This is a genomic window from Streptococcus sp. DD11 (assembly GCF_001578865.1).
In the GTDB taxonomy this organism is placed as follows: domain Bacteria; phylum Bacillota; class Bacilli; order Lactobacillales; family Streptococcaceae; genus Streptococcus; species Streptococcus panodentis.
On the sequence record NZ_KQ969393.1, the window covers coordinates 243,640 to 258,605 of the forward strand.

Here is a 14,966-nt window from a genome sequence, read left to right on the forward strand (position 1 = left end):
AAGGACTAGTGTTTCGATTAGCAGCAAAATTGGCGGTATCCAATCTGATTAAGAACCGCCGTCTCTATTATCCATTTGCACTGGCTACCTGTGTGGCTGTAGCCATTTCTTATATTTTCAACTCCTTGGCTTTTAATCCCAATCTATCCAAAATGACAGGGGCTAGTTCGATTATAGCTGTTTTAATCCTAGGGCTCGTCATCGTGAACATCACAGCCGGGATCATCGTCTTTTATGCCAATAGCTTTGTTATGAAAAACCGCTCCAAGGAGCTGGGGCTTTATGGCATGCTGGGGCTTAATAAGCGCCATCTCTTTGTTATGACCTTTATTGAGCTACTAATCTTCGGGCTAGTGGCTGTAAGCTTGGGGCTGACTATTGGTGTTCTCTTTGACCAGCTGATTTATGCCTTTCTGCTCAAGCTTATGGGGACCAAGGTGGTTTTGGTTTCAACTTTCCAGCTACCGGTCTTGATTCTTGTTTTTATTTTCTATGGCTTTATTTTTGCAGGCTTGGTCTTTGTTAATGGTTGGCGAATTCTGCGTTTTGATTCCCTGAAGATGTCTAAGGAAAAGGCCAGCGGAGAGAAGAAGAGCCGGTTTTTACTGCCACAGACCTTTATTGGCCTGGCAGCTCTGCTCTACGGCTACTATCTGGCTCAGACTGTGCGGAATCCTATGGAAGCAATCTTCATCTTTTTTGGAGCAGTCCTCTTAGTCATTTTAGGAACCTACCTGCTCTTTAACGCTGGTATTACAGTCTTTCTGCAGCTTCTTCAAAAGAACAAAAAGTATTACTACCAGCCCAATAATATGATTTCCGTCTCAAATCTTATTTACCGTATGAAGAAAAATGCAGTGGGGCTGGCTACTATTTCCATCCTATCGACAATGGTTCTAGTGACCTTTTCTGCCGGCATGAACATCTATTCTGGCGCGGAATTTATGCAGAAACTTATGTTTCCGCATGATTTCTCTATCAATGGCGGTGTAAATGCAAAAAAAGAACAGCTGGATCAGGTCTTGACAGAGTTTGTAGCAGAGAATCAGCTGAAGGTCAAGCAACAGGAGACCTATCAGTTTTACTCCATGGGCGTTGAGCATCAGAAGGGCAACCAGCTGGATATTTATCCCAAGGGTCAACGGGCTGTTACACCCAGCACCTATATCTTGATGTTCTCCAGCGAGGACTACCAGAAGCTGACTGGCAGGGAGCTGGATTTGCAGGAAAATGAAGTGGCTGCCTTTAATAAGGGGGCAGATGTTGACTTTCAACAGCCCCTGCAGCTGGCTGGTCAGACCTTGATGGTCAAGGAAGTCCTGACAGAAGATTTTGTCTATAATAAGATTCCGGATGAGTTTAATATCATAGTGCCTAAAGGCTTGTATCTGGTCGCCAAGGATCCTAGTCAACTCTTAGCTCCGCAGATGGAGCAGCAAGCTATTAATCCTGTACTCTATGGTAGTCTGGATATTGAAGCTTCAGAAGATGAAAAGGCTAAGTTGGATACAATTTATCAAAAGAAAATGGCGGACTACAACCAGTCCCTGCCGGAAGGTGCAGGCGGTGTACACGGCGAAACTGGCGTTGTTGGCATGCGTGAGATCAATGGTATGCTGGGCGGTGTGTTCTTTATCGGTATTTTCCTTTCCGTTGTCTTTATGATGGGAACGGTGCTGGTCATCTACTACAAGCAGATTTCCGAAGGATACGAGGACCGCGAGCGCTTTGTCATCCTGCAGAAGGTCGGCTTGGACGAGCAGCAGATCAGAAAGACTATCCGCAAGCAAGTACAGACGGTCTTCTTCCTGCCTCTGATTTTCGCCTTTGTCCATCTGGCCTTTGCCTACCATATGCTCAGTCTCATTTTACAGATGTTGGGCGTGCTCAATGCAAGTTTAATGTTAGCAGTAACCTTGGGAGTCTGTGCTATTTTCTTTATCAGCTACATTATTGTCTTTGCGATTACATCGCGTAGTTATCGTAAAATCATTTCAATGTAAGAAGTTGGGTTTGCCAACTTCTATTTTTATACAGCTATTATGCTTTACAAAGTAGTGAAAGTGTGTTATACTAAGTGTAAGAAAGCTAGTATGTATTGCATATTAGTTGATGTCAATTTTCACAGAGAAATTTGAAATTAGATGAAAGGAGAGAGGATGGAACAAACGCAACTGTTAAAAGGAATCTTGGAAGGCTGTGTCTTGGAAATCATTTCGCAAAGAGAAATCTACGGTTATGAATTGATTCAAATATTAAATGAAAAAGGATTTAATATCGTAGCTGGGACAGTCTATCCCTTACTTCAGAAATTAGAGAAAAAAACCTACATTAGGAGTCGGCTCAAAGCATCACCAGAAGGACCAGATAGGAAATACTTTTCTCTGACCAAGGAAGGACGACTCTATCTGAAAATGTTCTGGCAACAATGGGAAGGGCTGCTGACTAATGTCACAAATGTCAGAGGAGGAAAAAGCAAATGAAACAGGAAAAAAACAATATTCAGGAACTCATTCAAAAAACAAATGACTCAGTCCAGAACTTAAAACCTGAAAATAAAGCCTATTTTGATGATTTAATTGTTTATATGGCTTCGTCCTCTTTGTTTCATGACGAAGGGGCTATTCGTGAACAGTTATATCAGATGGTACTGGATTTTTCGGACGCTGAGAAGGATGGAATTACTGCTCAAGAATTTTTCGGTGAAAATCCTCAAGCAATGGCAGATGAACTAGTTAAAGACAGTCCTAGGATCAGTAGGCGACAAGTATTCGAAATCAGTTTGATGGTGGGGGCCATTTTGGTCTTCTTCCGTCTCCTAAGTAGTTTTGCCAGTAAATCTTATTTGCAAATCGCTCCGCTAGTTTACCTTAGTGATACAGTTTTAGGGCTGGTAGTTGTAAAAGTGATTTTTTACTTAGTGGCTAAGACTATTTATGAAGATTGGAAAAAGTGGCAATTATGGCTGGCTAGTTCTTTAACAATCATACTGGCTGTCTTACTTAGATATGGAGCAGAAACTAGTTTGGTGGGAGTAGGTGGTTTTGTCATCTCTTGGCCGTGGGATGTCATTCTTTTAGGTAGCCTAGTTAGTCTTATTTCCATCTTTCTAAGCAAAAAAGAAGCTCTATTTCGAATGATGCTTATCCCGATTGTTGCTCTTTTCCTAGTTGGATTACTTAAACGTTGGTCAGACAGAATGCAGATTACAGATCCTTTATGGACAGTGGCTCTGCCTATCGGACTAATTTGCCTATCGCTTCTTATTTTCTATTTTTATAGTTGGAAGCAAGGTCGGAAATAATTTTGCGGTTTCTAAATGCCAAAACTTGTGATATAATGAACCGTCTATATTTTTGAGGAGATGATAATGGATATTTTTCGTAAAAAAGATGTTAGCAAGTCACGAACTAGTATGAGGCGACATCTAAAAATTCCTGATTTGATTTTGCTTGGTATTGGAGCCATGGTAGGAACTGGAATTTTCACTATTACAGGGACTGGAGCGGCCAAATATGCTGGGCCAGCTCTGACCGTCTCGATTGTCATTTCAGCGCTTTGTGTGAGTATTTCGGCCCTTTTTTACGCTGAGTTTGCCTCACGGATTCCGGCTAATGGCGGAGCTTACAGTTATATTTATGCGGTTCTGGGGGAATTTCCTGCTTGGCTGGCCGGTTGGCTGACCATCATGGAGTTCATGACCGCTATCTCAGGTGTTGCCTCTGGCTGGGGCTCTTATCTGAAAGGATTGCTGAGCGGCTTTGGTATCCAGCTGCCAGCAGCTCTGAATGGTACCTTCAATCCAAAAGCAGGTACTTATGTGGACTTGCTGCCTATTCTGGTCTTGGTCTTTGTTACAGGGGTTGTCCTTTTGAACTCCAAGGCAGCCCTGCGCTTTAACTCAGCCTTGGTCGTGCTGAAGTTCTCAGCCTTAGCTCTCTTTATTCTGGTTGGTCTTTTCTTTATCAAGCCGGAAAATTGGTCCGACTTTGCCCCCTTCGGTTTTGGTCAGATATACGGCGGCCAGACCGGTATCATGGCGGGTGCTTCGCTCATGTTCTTTGCTTTTTTGGGCTTTGAGTCCATTTCCATGTCGGTCGATGAAATCAAAGAACCGCAAAAGAATGTACCGCGCGGAATTGTCCTGTCCTTGACCATCGTGACCGTTCTCTATATCTTGGTAACGCTGGTCCTGACCGGGATTGTCCATTACAGCAAGCTCGGTGTTTCTGATGCGGTGGCCTTTGCTCTTCGCAGTATCGGTCTGGGCTGGGCGGCAAACTATGTATCCATGGTGGCCATTTTGACCCTGATTACCGTCTGCATCTCCATGACCTATGCCCTGTCGCGGATGATTTACAGCATTGCCCGTGACGGCCTCCTGCCTCGGTCCTTTAAGGAGCTGACGGCGACCAGCCGCGTTCCCAAGAATGCTACGATTTTGGTAGGAATTGTCTCCGCCGTTTGTGCAGGGATTTTCCCTTTGGCCAGCATCGCTTCCTTTCTCAATATCTGCACATTGGCTTATCTGATTTTGCTGGCGCTGGCTATTCTCAAGCTGCGCAAGGACAGGGGACAGCCCAAGGAAGGCGAGTTCAAAACGCCTCTGGTCCCCCTGACCCCTATCCTGTCCATCATCATCTGCCTGTCCTTTATGACCCAGTACACTGGAGAGACCTGGCTGGCGTTTGGGATTGCCCTGCTGCTGGGAATACTGCTGTACTTTGGCTATGGCTACCAGCATTCGGAAATCCATTTGAAAAAGGAAGTTGAGGAGCAGGCATGAGGTTAACGGATAAGAAGAAAAACTGGCTGATTGTCTTGGGGCTGATTGCTGTTCCCCTGCTGATCTTTGTCATCCATGTCCAGCTCAACCAGCCCGAAAGTATGACCGGTGACTATATTAGGCTCTGGAAGTCTACCTGGCATGAGAAAAACAAGGAATGGCTCTATCCTATGAAATTTATCTGCCTTGGCATCCTGGGCCTTCTGGCTGGCAGCGGTCTGATGATTGCCCTGTCCAAAAGTGAGCGGTGGAAGTAGATGATTGAATGAGATTGGGGCAGCTAAATCAATCTTACAAAAATGTAAGATTAACTATAAGAAATGTAAGGCAGAGCTATTGAATGAGCATCTGCCTTTTGTTATACTTATATATCATATGACTAAGAAAGGTGTGGTAGAGGATGAAAAAAGTGTTACTTGGCTGTTTGGGAACGGTGCTGCTTTTGGCGGCTATTCTAGTGGGGTTGATTGCCTACTTTGGTCCAGAGTATAATGTTTATCTCTTCCCGCCCAATCCCCAGACCTATGCGCGCTCGGTCATTAGAAAGCTTGATTTTGGACTTTATACAAGTGAGGACTGGGAGCGGCAGAAGGCAGCAGCGTTGGAAAAGCTTAAAGGAGCCAAAAGTTATCAGGATACCTATCCGATTTTGAAAGAGTTGACCCAGCAGGCTGGTGGAAAGCATTCTTATTTTTACAGTCCTGAAGAAAATCCCGAAATCGGACCAGAAAGTCAAAATCAGCCTCAGACAGAAAATCAAGCTGGGATTCTCTATCTGAAATTGCCTGCCTTTTCAGGTGATTTGAAAGCAGCGGGAGTTTATGCAGACAAGCTTGCTGGAGCTTTGAAAAAGGATGATTATCAGGCAGTCGTCCTGGACCTGAGAGACAATACTGGCGGAAACATGTACCCCATGCTTGCTGGCCTGTCCTCACTGTTGCCAGATGAAGAACTCTTCCAATTTGACTATGGAAACGGCAGTAAAACTCCGGTGTCCCGGTCAGAAATTCTCAGTCAGAGCGGGCTGGACAGTACCGAGGAGGAGCCGAAGGAAGTTCCGATAGCGATTTTGGTGAATGACCAGACAGGCAGTTCTGGTGAAATGGCCGCCTTGGCCTTTAAGGGGTTGGAAAATGTGAAAATTTTTGGACAGCCGACAGCAGGCTACACAAGCGGCAACCAAGTTTATTCCCTCTATGATGGAGCAAGTTTGCAGCTGACGACTTCACGAATCTTGGATCGGACTGGAAAAACCTATGAGAATGAAGCTATACTGCCTGATGTCGAGACAGAACAGCCCTTAGAAAAAGCTCAAGGCTGGCTAAAAGAGCAACTGAATACAAAATAATAAAGTAAGAGACTCTGATACAAGGGTTTCTTTTTTGGCCATATCTGTTATAATAATAGGCAGAAATGAGGTGGAACAGATGATTCGTACAGTGAGGCTGACTGATGCGGCAGCTATCCAGCAGATTAATGCGGAGGTGCTGGGCTATGATTTCAATCTTGAGGCGACAAGAGCTCAGCTGGAGCGTCTTTTGCCGGACAGCCGGCACCTGTTGTTAGCGGCTGAGACGGATGATGGTCAAGTCATAGGCTATGCTCATGCGGCTAGCTACGATTGCCTTTATTTTCCGCCCTTGCTCAATCTGCTGGCCTTGGCTGTTGATGCGAAAGCTCAGGGGCAGGGATATGGCAGAGCTTTGATGCAGGCGCTCCGTGAGCAGGGGGTAGCTGCTGGCTACACAGGCATTCGAATCAATTCGGGCATCTCACGAACCGAAGCCCATGATTTTTACCGCTCGCTGGGCTGTTTGGAAAAAGATGACCAGAAACGATTTTACTGGAATTTTTGAAGGGGGAAAGAATGAACATCGAACTACTTAGTCAGAGCCATGCTTTGGAAATTGCCAATGACTGGCATTATCCTGAACCCTATGACTTTTACGATATGAAAAATGACCCGGAAGACTACGAAGAAATCCTATCACCAGAGAAGCGGGGCGGCCATTACTATCAGGTTCTGAAAGACGGTGCTCTCTATGGCTTTTTCTGTCTGATCCCCAGTGGGGAAGGCAGCCTGGAATTAGGCCTGGGACTCAAACCAGAGCATTGCGGGCAAGGGCAGGGTGCTGCCTTTTTAGAGGGAATCCTAGATTTTGCGCGTGAGAATTTTTCCGTCCAAAAACTGACTCTATCCGTCGCTGACTTTAACCAGCGAGCCCAGAAGCTGTATCTCAATCTGGGCTTTGCAGCAGTGAGGCGCGTTCCCAAGGAAAGCAATGGCGATATTCATCTCTTTGTGGAGATGGAGAAGGATCTCTAAACGAAAGGAGCAAACCATGACATTTGAAGAAATTTTACCGGGCCTTAAGGCCAAGAAGAAATATGTCCGCACCGGCTGGGGCGGGGCGGAGAATTACGTCCAGCTCTTTGACACCATCGAGCAAAATGGCGTAGCGCTTGAGGTGACACCCTACTTCCTCATCAATGTATCCGGCGAGGGAGAGGGCTTCTCCATGTGGAGTCCGACCCCCTGCGATGTGCTGGCTGACGACTGGGTAGAAGTCCATGACTAAGACGGTTTTGGTGACCGGGGCCAGCTCTGGTATCGGCCAGGCTCAGGCGCAGACTTTTTTGGAAAATGGCTGGCGCGTTTATGGTCTGGATAAGGGGGACAATCCTGAACTTCCGGGAGATTTCCGCTTTCTGCAGCTGGATGTAACCGGGGATTTGACCCCGCTTTTCAGCTGGCTGCCCGAGGTCGATATTCTCTGCAATACAGCCGGCATGCTGGATGATTACCGGTCCCTGCTGGAGACCAGCGATGACGACTGGGAGCGGATCTTTGCGGTCAACCTGACGGCTGCTATGAAAATCACCCGCTTTTACCTGCAGAAAATGGTGAAAAAAGAAGCCGGCATCATTATCAATATGTGCTCCATTGCCAGCTTTCTGGCCGGCGGGGGCGGCGCAGCCTATACCGCTTCCAAGCATGCCCTAGCCGGCTTCACCAAGCAGCTGGCACTGGACTATGCAGCGCAAGGAGTTCAGGTCTTTGGCCTGGCTCCGGGTGCTGTCAGGACGTCTATGACGGCCGCAGACTTTGAACCGGGCGGCCTGGCAGACTGGGTGGCTGAGGAGACCCCCATCAAGCGCTGGCTGGACCCGCAGGAAGTAGCGGATGTCACGCTCTTTCTGGCCAGCGGCAAGGCCGCCGCCATGCAGGGCGAGATACTCAAGATTGACGGCGGCTGGAGTTTGAAGTAGGGAAATATAATGTTTAAACGCAAAAAAATATATCTGATTTGCCTCGCTCTGCTATTTCTGATCTGGCTGAACAATACAGGTCTCTTTTCTCATCGGGAGGGGCAGGATTATAAAATTCTAGCCCATCGAGGACTGGCGCAGACCTTCGATGAATCGAAAGCGGACTGGGACAGCAATACGGCCGCCATGATTGACCCGCCTGCACATCCCTATCTTGAGAATACCATCCCATCCATGCAGGCGGCTTTTGACCTAGGAGCGGATGCCGTGGAGTTCGATGTGAAATTGTCCAAAGACAAGCAGCTGGCGGTTTTTCATGACTCGACTTTGGAATACAAGTGCGGAGTCAAGGGCGAGGTTCAGGATTACACCATGGACCAGCTGAAAAAGATGGACATTGGCTACGGCTATACGGCTGATGGCGGGAAAAACTACCCTTTTAGGGGCAGGGGAGTCGGCCAGATGCCGACCATGGACGAAGTCTTGGAAAGGTTTCCTGATAAGGAGTTTGTGATTGAGGTCAAAGACGGGAAATTAGAAACCTATAAAGTCTTGTGGCGAAAATTAAAAACGCTCTCACCTGAAAGGCTGGATAAACTCAGTGTCTGCGGAGCAAGTGAGGAAGGAGTTAATTGGCTGCGCAGTCAGAGCCGCAGCCTCAAGCTTTTATCCAAAGAAAGCATGATTCGGGCACTTATCAAATATGAATTGCTGGGATTTACAGGCTACATTCCGGAGGAAATGAAAAATGCTGAGCTGCGAATTCCTTTGAAATACGCCAAATTCTTATGGGGGTGGCCTTATAAATTTATGGATAGAATGGAATCGGTCAATACTCGGGTCGAATTAACAGCTGGAGGAGCTGACTTATCGGTTGGCTTTGATGATGTTACTAGCTTAGAATCGGTCCCTAAGGAATTTGGGGGCTATATCTGGACCAATAAAATCAATGAGCTGCATCTGAAAGAAGACTGATCATGAATAAAAAGCATACTTTTTTTCACTCTTGGTCCAAAAACATGGTTCGCTATGGTTTGCAAGCGGATCTTGGACAGATTTTCACGAATACCGCTGAGACTTCAGCCCTCTACCAGCTGGGGAATTTCCTCTTTCCGGCTGGTCAGGCGGACCCGGAGTTTTGGCAGGATTACAGCAGCCAGAGCGGTCTGGCGGATAAAATCATTATCTCCGAGGAGCCCAGCTGGCAGCAGTTTCTGGACAGCCAGAGCCAGCTGCACCAGTTTACCCGCTATGCCTTTGCGGACAGAGCAGACTTCGATGCAGAGACCTTGGGGAAATGGCAGAGCAGCTTACCAGCAGATGTTCAGCTTTATCCGATTGAGGAGAATAGCTACACGCTGCTGGCCGAGGAGAGCTGGTCCCATGATTTGCAAGGCGATTTTACAGATTTTGCTCATTTTCAAGCTGCAGGCGGCTTTGGCTTTGTACTCTGCTTAGGGGAGGAGATCATCGCAGCCGTCTCAACAGGACTGACTTATCATGGGGCTGTTGAGATTGAAATTGCCACCAAACCAGCCTGCCAAGGGCAGGGGCTGGCCAAAGTTCTAGGCGCTGCCATGATTGTGGAAAGTCAAAAACGCTCGGTCTTCCCGCTCTGGGATGCGCATAATGAAGCTTCCAAGAAGGTCGCACAAAGTCTGGGCTACCAGCTCTTGGGAGCCTATCGGGCTTATGAATGGAAAGGCAGTTTTGACCAATGAAGAAAAACCAAAGCTATTCCTTAAAAGACATCATTGAGACTGTAAAGTCGGAAGAGCTAGATGATGATTTCTGTTTGTATGCTAAGGAAAATGGAGAACTGAATTTTCAGGACAGCTACTTGCTTCCTTGTTGGTAAAGTTTTTGTCCTTTAGGGCAAAAATCATGGCTATTGTTATCATTAAAGCAAACCAAAAGGCGGGAATGAGAATAGGAGAAAGCATTTCGCGAAGGGCTGGTGCAATAGCGCTGAGTAGCCGACTAAGGAGAATTCCTGTTAAGGGAGTTGTTAGGGCAAACCAGCGCGGGTAAGCCGTTTTCTTACTCAAAACGAGGATAACAATAAATAGGAGAAGTACAGCCATAAGTACGAAATAAATAAGCAGAAAGTTATTTTTCACTATTGAAAAGCTTTCTAGTAATTTTGCAATATCGGCAGAGGGATTATGGGCATACAGCCGCGAAGTGGCGGCAAAATAGAAATAGCTGGTGTGGAGGAAAACACAGACAGTCATGAGAATCCAAGCTCCTACTATTCCTAGCCATTTTTGTCTCAGCCCGATAGAGAGGATATAGACGCCCATTCCTAAAAGCGGGAAAAGAAGTAAGGCATAGCCTGCAAAATCAACTTTCCAAGCTGCTAAATCAGGCATGTGCTGCCAAAATCCCTTTCCAAAACCGTCAGAGATAGCAATCAATATATCTGCAACATAAATCAGCCAGCTTCCTAAAATAGACCAGGGAGCCCAGCGACGGATCGTTTTTTGAGTCATAAGCGCCTCCTTTAGACTTGTGTTACTAGCATTTTACCAAAGGTTTGTTACGGAAGCAAGTCTCGAAATGCCTAGAGGCTATAAAATGGTGTCTGCTTTCTATGTAAGGGGATGAAATGATTTCAGAAAGTGTGGGAAATGTTTGATTTTTGGGCTCTTTGTCAACTGTAGTGGGTTGATGAGAAGTTATAATCTGGAGAGGACTAAATCAGTCCTCTCCTTTTTGATGTTCAAAGCGATGAGGATTCTAGTTTTAAAATTGTCAAAGTTCCGAAATCCGAAAGCGTTTCGCTTGATGACTTTGATGAGGTTGTTAGTAGCTTCTAGTTTTGTGTTTGAGTAGGGCAGTTCCAGTGCGTTCAGGATCTTATCCTTGTTTTTCAAGAAGGTCTTAAAAACAGTTTGAAAAATAGGATTTACATAAGAAATGGTATCTTCAATGAGTCCAAAGACAAGTAAGGGAGCAGGAGCTGGAGTTGATTTATTACGGTGAAGATTTTGCGGATGTTCTCTTGTCAGTCATGGAGCAGAAAGCAGAAGTGACTGATCAAGAGTGTTTACAGGCTCTGATTTACTATTATGAGCATGATGGCTTTATGGATTTTGAATAAGGATTTTTGTAAACTAAAATAAACAGGCGGCCTTACAGGAAGCAGTTTCAGAAAGAATTATTTTTATGTTAGAAAGATAGGAACAAGCATGACCCCTCAAGAAATGTGGCAGATATACAAGAAACTCAATCCCAGCATCGGCGACCAAATGGATGCCTGGGCCTTTGGCGCAGAGCCAGACCAGCTGGCCGAGCTGGTGCTGCGTGGTCAGAAGACAGCGACGGCCTCGGCCTATGAGCTTTATGCTGTAGACCAGGAGCCGATCCCGCAGGCCGGCACCTTTGATGTCATCTTGGACAGTCAGGGCAGGGCTGTCTGCATCATTGAAATCACTAAAGTTACAGTTGTTCCCTTTAACCAAGTATCAGCTGACCATGCTTTCAAAGAAGGTGAGGGCGACCGCAGCCTTGCTTACTGGCGGCAGGTGCATGAGGAGTTCTTTACCGAATGGCTGGCAGAAGCCGGCTTGGAATTTTCAGAAGAGACCGGTGTCGTCTTGGAAGAATTTCGGAAAGTCTATCCGCTGGACTAGTCCAGAAGTCTATCAGATTTGATAGACTTTTTATAATTTCTTGACAAACTTTAATAAAAATATTACTATTAGGTATATAAGAATAATGGAGGGAAGCAATGGACAAACTTATTTTAGGTCTGCTCATGATAAAACATTTCACGGTTTATGAGATTCGCCAGATCATTCGCCAGAATTTCACTAGTATCTGCAGCGACAGTCTGGGCAGTATCCAAGCTGCTTTGAAAAAACTATCCCAGCAGGAAGCAGTGACTTTTTCAGAGTATGTCGAGAAAGGAAAAATGAAAAAAGAATACGCTCTTACCCCCGCTGGGCGGCAGTTGTTTTTAGACTGGCTTAAAACTCCCATTGATATGGGCAAAACCAAAAATATGGATTTGGGGAAATTTCTCTTTATGGGCTATCTTCCTAGGAGGGAGCAGATGGACCTGCTGAATCAGACCATTGAGGGTCTGGAGGGCGAGCTGAGCAAATTAAAGCAGGTCAAAGAGGGTATCCAGCTGGCTGAGGAGCAGGCGGTGATTCAGGCTTATTTGGAGCAGAAGGAGCAGCTGGCTCAAAACCTGATGGAGATCAGCCAGACCGGCAGCCTAGCCGAGAGCATTTCTCAGGTTGCTTACTTTGAGCTCAAGACCTTGGAGTTTGGAATGGACTCCGCTCGCTTCCAGTTAGACTGGTTTAAGAAACTGCGCCAGCAGCTGGCTGAAGAAAAGAAGGAGGTTTCGTATGGTAAAGATCAGAAAAGCGGCCGAATCCGACCGTAAAACCATTGCCAGCACTATTGTCACTGCCTATGACAATGATTTTTCTGCTTTCGTTAAGCAGTTTGGCAGAGAATTTGTTCTTGACTTTATGGAGCAAGTGCTGCAAATCAAGTACTTTTATGTCGCTGAGCAAGCTGGGCAGATTATTGGTATTTTAGCCATTTCGGATGCGAATGGCCGAGCCACTAAGCTGGATAGACAGCAGTTGGCTGAGCGCTTTGGCCGGATTAAAGTTTTTTTCCTGAGCCTAGGTTTCAGTGATTTCGAAAAGCCAGGTAAGATTCCTGCGACCACTGGCTATATCGAGTATGTGGCAGTCGCTGCTGCTTACCGGGGGCAGGGGCTGGGCCGGCAAATGCTGAAAGAAAGCATGAAGCTGGCGGGCTTCAAAGATTATATCCTGGATGTCAAGGACAGCAACGAAGCTGCCATCCGCTGCTACCAAAAGCTGGGCTTTCGGGAGTTTGCCAGAAAAAAGAAGCCTTTTCTCAATCCTCTAAAAGACTTCAAAGAATTTATCTGGATGGAGCGACTGGCTGACAGAAAAGCCTGATTTGATCGCAGAATCTGGCTGAAGTGCGGAGGGCGGTGGGACAGAACTAAATTTTTAAAAATTTAGTTCCCTGCACTCTTTTGTTTCTAAGCTCAAGCTGAAAAGGTTCCCCAAACCTTTTCACTCCCACAGCTGCCGCGTCAAGAGTTTTTTACCAAAATAAAGCGAGGCTGAAGGACTTTTGTCTCAGCCTCGTTTTTTTATCAGTTTGCCAAAGCTTTTTCTGAAAAAGATTGAAAATAAGGTCAAAAAAGCTTATAATAAAAGCTGCAAAATAACAGAGAATCTCTAGGAGGTTGGGTTTGAAGAAGCTTCATTTTTTTATCATCTATGGCTGTGTCTGTTCTGTGCTGATTGGCGGGACCGCGCTCTATACTTACTTTAAGCCCGGAGGGATAGCAGAAGTTCTCGAGTCGCGCTTTGAGCTGCCTGCTGTGTTGGGTGCCTCCTTGGAAAAATTCGATCAGGACAGTTTCTACATGGACCGGCAGTCCGAGTCCACCAATCTGGAAGACGGCCGGCTCAAAAAAGCCAAGACAGTGAAGCAGCTGACCGTTGCAGAATCGCCTTACTTGGCCAAGCTCTATGAAAGCTATGATGATCAGGAGCTGACCCATTATTTCAGTGAGGATCGGATGTATTTAGAAGGAGAGGATGGTTTTGAGACGCTTGATGATACGAAAGCGCGGCAATATATCGATGGCTATTCGGGAATCTCTTCTTTTAAGGCCTTGCTGGAAGCTATGGCAGATAATGAGTCAGAACTGACCAAGAAAAAGGTGGAAAACGGTTATGAGTTTTCAGTCACAGCAGAAGATGATTTGGCCTATGACTTGATTGATGCCTTCTACTATGCCTATAATGATGAGCATTATGATCCATCCATCGGTATTGAGCAGTGTCAGGTTTCCTTTGTGGTAGACCCCAAGAGCCGGACGATCCAGTCCATTGATATGGAACTGGAACTGGACCAGGATACTGCCCTCGATGGCGAGTTGGTCCACTTCAAGCAGCGGGCCGTCTTCAAGGACTATGGCAAAACGACAGTCCGCCTTCCCAATAAAATCAAAGAAAAAGAAGCAAAATCAGCAGTTTAATGGCTGATTTTTTTGATGGGAAAGGGCTCTGCGGCTGCCTTTTTCACCTCCAGCCTGATTTTGATTTTTAAAAATTACCTTTTAGTGATATAATAATGGTGATACCTTACAGAAAAGAGAAGACTATGACAAATTATGCGATTATTTTAGCTGCCGGCAAGGGCACCCGTATGAAATCTGACCTGCCCAAGGTTCTGCATCAGGTGGCAGGGATTTCGATGCTGGAGCATGTCTTCCGCAGCGTCAGCGCTATTGAGCCTGCAAAGACGGTGACCGTGGTCGGCCATAAAGCAGACTTGGTAGAGCAGGTCCTCTCCGGCCAGACAGAGTTTGTCCGTCAGACAGAGCAGCTGGGGACTGGTCATGCGGTTAGGATGGCAGAGCCGGTGCTGGCAGGTCTCCCCGGTCAGACGCTGGTCATCGCTGGTGATACCCCCTTGATTACGGGTGACAGCCTGAAACATCTAATCGACTTTCATATCAATCACAAGAATGTAGCGACCATTCTGACGGCAGAAGCGGACAATCCTTTCGGCTACGGGCGTATCGTCCGCAACCAGCATGGCGAAGTACTGAAGATTGTCGAGCAGAAAGATGCCTCTGACTTTGAGCAGCAAATCAAAGAAATCAATACAGGGACCTATATTTTTGACAATGAGCGTCTCTTTGAAGCCCTGAAAAAGATCAATACGGACAATGCTCAGGGGGAATACTATATTACGGATGTGATTGGCATTTTCCGGGAAAATGGAGAAAAGGTCGGCGCCTATACCTTGGCGGACTTTGATGAGAGTCTGGGAGTCAACGACCGAGTGGCTCTGGCAACAGCAGAAGGCGTGATGCGCCGCCGCATTAACCAAG

The 14,966-nt window shown here is 46.3% G+C and carries 19 protein-coding genes and 1 pseudogene; 18 read left to right on the forward strand and 2 right to left on the reverse strand.

From position 1 onward, the window contains the following. The first annotated feature begins 8 nt into the window (after positions 1–8). The 12 genes from STRDD11_RS04465 (at position 9) to STRDD11_RS04520 (ending at position 9,777) form a co-directional block, all read left to right on the forward strand. Entirely contained in the window at positions 9–2,003 is a 1,995-nt protein-coding gene (locus STRDD11_RS04465; RefSeq protein ID WP_128835801.1) for an ABC transporter permease, read from the forward strand. Between the two features lie 156 nt (positions 2,004–2,159). Continuing rightward, on the forward strand, positions 2,160–2,483 hold the full coding sequence (locus STRDD11_RS04470) for a PadR family transcriptional regulator (protein ID WP_128835803.1): 324 nt from the start codon (positions 2,160–2,162) through the stop codon (positions 2,481–2,483). Then, positions 2,480–3,304, forward strand: a complete 825-nt coding sequence (locus STRDD11_RS04475; protein ID WP_128835805.1) for a DUF1129 domain-containing protein — start codon at positions 2,480–2,482, stop codon at positions 3,302–3,304. Before STRDD11_RS04470 ends, STRDD11_RS04475 begins: the two co-directional genes overlap by 4 nt. 66 nt (positions 3,305–3,370) lie before the next feature. After that, entirely contained in the window at positions 3,371–4,786 is a 1,416-nt protein-coding gene (locus tag STRDD11_RS04480) for an amino acid permease (protein ID WP_128835808.1), read from the forward strand. Beyond that, entirely contained in the window at positions 4,783–5,043 is a 261-nt protein-coding gene (locus tag STRDD11_RS04485; RefSeq protein ID WP_128835810.1) for a hypothetical protein, read from the forward strand. Before STRDD11_RS04480 ends, STRDD11_RS04485 begins: the two co-directional genes overlap by 4 nt. 143 nt (positions 5,044–5,186) lie before the next feature. Further along, positions 5,187–6,134 (forward strand): S41 family peptidase, encoded by a 948-nt coding sequence (locus STRDD11_RS04490; RefSeq protein ID WP_128835813.1) that lies wholly within the window; start codon positions 5,187–5,189, stop codon positions 6,132–6,134. Between the two features lie 79 nt (positions 6,135–6,213). Next, positions 6,214–6,642 (forward strand): GNAT family N-acetyltransferase, encoded by a 429-nt coding sequence (locus STRDD11_RS04495; protein ID WP_128835815.1) that lies wholly within the window; start codon positions 6,214–6,216, stop codon positions 6,640–6,642. An 11-nt stretch (positions 6,643–6,653) separates the two neighbouring features. Beyond that, on the forward strand, positions 6,654–7,112 hold the full coding sequence (locus tag STRDD11_RS04500; RefSeq protein WP_128835817.1) for a GNAT family N-acetyltransferase: 459 nt from the start codon (positions 6,654–6,656) through the stop codon (positions 7,110–7,112). Positions 7,113–7,128: 16 nt separating this feature from the next. Beyond that, positions 7,129–7,365 carry a DUF2829 domain-containing protein gene (locus tag STRDD11_RS04505; protein ID WP_128835819.1) on the forward strand — a complete coding sequence of 79 codons (237 nt, stop codon included), beginning with the start codon at positions 7,129–7,131 and terminating at the stop codon, positions 7,363–7,365. Then, on the forward strand, positions 7,358–8,056 hold the full coding sequence (locus STRDD11_RS04510) for a 3-oxoacyl-ACP reductase (protein ID WP_128835821.1): 699 nt from the start codon (positions 7,358–7,360) through the stop codon (positions 8,054–8,056). The genes STRDD11_RS04505 and STRDD11_RS04510 overlap by 8 nt, the downstream gene beginning before the upstream one ends. 9 nt (positions 8,057–8,065) lie before the next feature. Beyond that, positions 8,066–9,031 carry a glycerophosphodiester phosphodiesterase family protein gene (locus tag STRDD11_RS04515; RefSeq protein ID WP_128835824.1) on the forward strand — a complete coding sequence of 322 codons (966 nt, stop codon included), beginning with the start codon at positions 8,066–8,068 and terminating at the stop codon, positions 9,029–9,031. 2 nt (positions 9,032–9,033) lie between these two features. Next, the gene (locus tag STRDD11_RS04520) at positions 9,034–9,777 is read left to right on the forward strand and encodes a GNAT family N-acetyltransferase (RefSeq protein ID WP_128835826.1); all 744 of its coding nucleotides are present in this window, start codon (positions 9,034–9,036) and stop codon (positions 9,775–9,777) included. Between the two features lie 81 nt (positions 9,778–9,858). Here STRDD11_RS04520 and STRDD11_RS04525 read toward each other — a convergent pair whose 3' ends face one another. Continuing rightward, entirely contained in the window at positions 9,859–10,548 is a 690-nt protein-coding gene (locus STRDD11_RS04525) for a DUF6796 family protein (protein ID WP_032909682.1), read from the reverse strand. A 186-nt stretch (positions 10,549–10,734) separates the two neighbouring features. Further along, positions 10,735–10,998 (reverse strand): annotated as a pseudogene (locus tag STRDD11_RS04530) (transposase); the annotation flags it as partial. A gap of 26 nt (positions 10,999–11,024) precedes the next feature. Between STRDD11_RS04530 and STRDD11_RS14880 the strand changes: the two are divergent. The 6 genes from STRDD11_RS14880 to STRDD11_RS04555 form a co-directional block, all read left to right on the forward strand. Next, positions 11,025–11,159: a DUF7716 domain-containing protein gene (locus STRDD11_RS14880; RefSeq protein WP_277592701.1), complete on the forward strand. Its 135-nt coding sequence runs from the start codon at positions 11,025–11,027 to the stop codon at positions 11,157–11,159. Positions 11,160–11,247: 88 nt separating this feature from the next. Continuing rightward, positions 11,248–11,691 carry an ASCH domain-containing protein gene (locus STRDD11_RS04535; protein ID WP_128835828.1) on the forward strand — a complete coding sequence of 148 codons (444 nt, stop codon included), beginning with the start codon at positions 11,248–11,250 and terminating at the stop codon, positions 11,689–11,691. A gap of 98 nt (positions 11,692–11,789) precedes the next feature. Beyond that, positions 11,790–12,455, forward strand: coding sequence for a PadR family transcriptional regulator (locus STRDD11_RS04540; RefSeq protein WP_128835830.1), 666 nt, complete (start codon positions 11,790–11,792; stop codon positions 12,453–12,455). Further along, the gene (locus tag STRDD11_RS04545; protein ID WP_128835832.1) at positions 12,418–13,008 is read left to right on the forward strand and encodes a GNAT family N-acetyltransferase; all 591 of its coding nucleotides are present in this window, start codon (positions 12,418–12,420) and stop codon (positions 13,006–13,008) included. The genes STRDD11_RS04540 and STRDD11_RS04545 overlap by 38 nt, the downstream gene beginning before the upstream one ends. A 302-nt stretch (positions 13,009–13,310) precedes the next feature. Further along, positions 13,311–14,105, forward strand: coding sequence for a hypothetical protein (locus STRDD11_RS04550; protein ID WP_128835833.1), 795 nt, complete (start codon positions 13,311–13,313; stop codon positions 14,103–14,105). A 125-nt stretch (positions 14,106–14,230) separates the two neighbouring features. After that, a partial coding sequence (locus STRDD11_RS04555; RefSeq protein ID WP_164828376.1) for a sugar phosphate nucleotidyltransferase occupies positions 14,231–14,966 on the forward strand: 736 nt, incomplete at its 3' end.

What these genes read in the sequence shown, in the direction of transcription:
- STRDD11_RS04480 (WP_128835808.1), top strand. Translation starts at nt 3,371, where the DNA reads ATGGATATTTTTCGTAAAAAAGATGTTAGCAAGTCACGAACTAGTATG.
- STRDD11_RS04485 (WP_128835810.1), top strand. Translation starts at nt 4,783, where the DNA reads ATGAGGTTAACGGATAAGAAGAAAAACTGGCTGATTGTCTTGGGGCTG.
- STRDD11_RS04510 (WP_128835821.1), top strand. Translation starts at nt 7,358, where the DNA reads ATGACTAAGACGGTTTTGGTGACCGGGGCCAGCTCTGGTATCGGCCAG.
- STRDD11_RS04545 (WP_128835832.1), top strand. Translation starts at nt 12,418, where the DNA reads ATGGTAAAGATCAGAAAAGCGGCCGAATCCGACCGTAAAACCATTGCC.
- STRDD11_RS04470 (WP_128835803.1), top strand. Translation starts at nt 2,160, where the DNA reads ATGGAACAAACGCAACTGTTAAAAGGAATCTTGGAAGGCTGTGTCTTG.
- STRDD11_RS04535 (WP_128835828.1), top strand. Translation starts at nt 11,248, where the DNA reads ATGACCCCTCAAGAAATGTGGCAGATATACAAGAAACTCAATCCCAGC.
- STRDD11_RS04475 (WP_128835805.1), top strand. Translation starts at nt 2,480, where the DNA reads ATGAAACAGGAAAAAAACAATATTCAGGAACTCATTCAAAAAACAAAT.
- STRDD11_RS04515 (WP_128835824.1), top strand. Translation starts at nt 8,066, where the DNA reads ATGTTTAAACGCAAAAAAATATATCTGATTTGCCTCGCTCTGCTATTT.
- STRDD11_RS04540 (WP_128835830.1), top strand. Translation starts at nt 11,790, where the DNA reads ATGGACAAACTTATTTTAGGTCTGCTCATGATAAAACATTTCACGGTT.
- STRDD11_RS04495 (WP_128835815.1), top strand. Translation starts at nt 6,214, where the DNA reads ATGATTCGTACAGTGAGGCTGACTGATGCGGCAGCTATCCAGCAGATT.
- STRDD11_RS04505 (WP_128835819.1), top strand. Translation starts at nt 7,129, where the DNA reads ATGACATTTGAAGAAATTTTACCGGGCCTTAAGGCCAAGAAGAAATAT.
- STRDD11_RS04500 (WP_128835817.1), top strand. Translation starts at nt 6,654, where the DNA reads ATGAACATCGAACTACTTAGTCAGAGCCATGCTTTGGAAATTGCCAAT.
- STRDD11_RS04520 (WP_128835826.1), top strand. Translation starts at nt 9,034, where the DNA reads ATGAATAAAAAGCATACTTTTTTTCACTCTTGGTCCAAAAACATGGTT.
- STRDD11_RS04490 (WP_128835813.1), top strand. Translation starts at nt 5,187, where the DNA reads ATGAAAAAAGTGTTACTTGGCTGTTTGGGAACGGTGCTGCTTTTGGCG.
- STRDD11_RS04525 (WP_032909682.1), bottom strand. Translation starts at nt 10,548, where the DNA reads ATGACTCAAAAAACGATCCGTCGCTGGGCTCCCTGGTCTATTTTAGGA.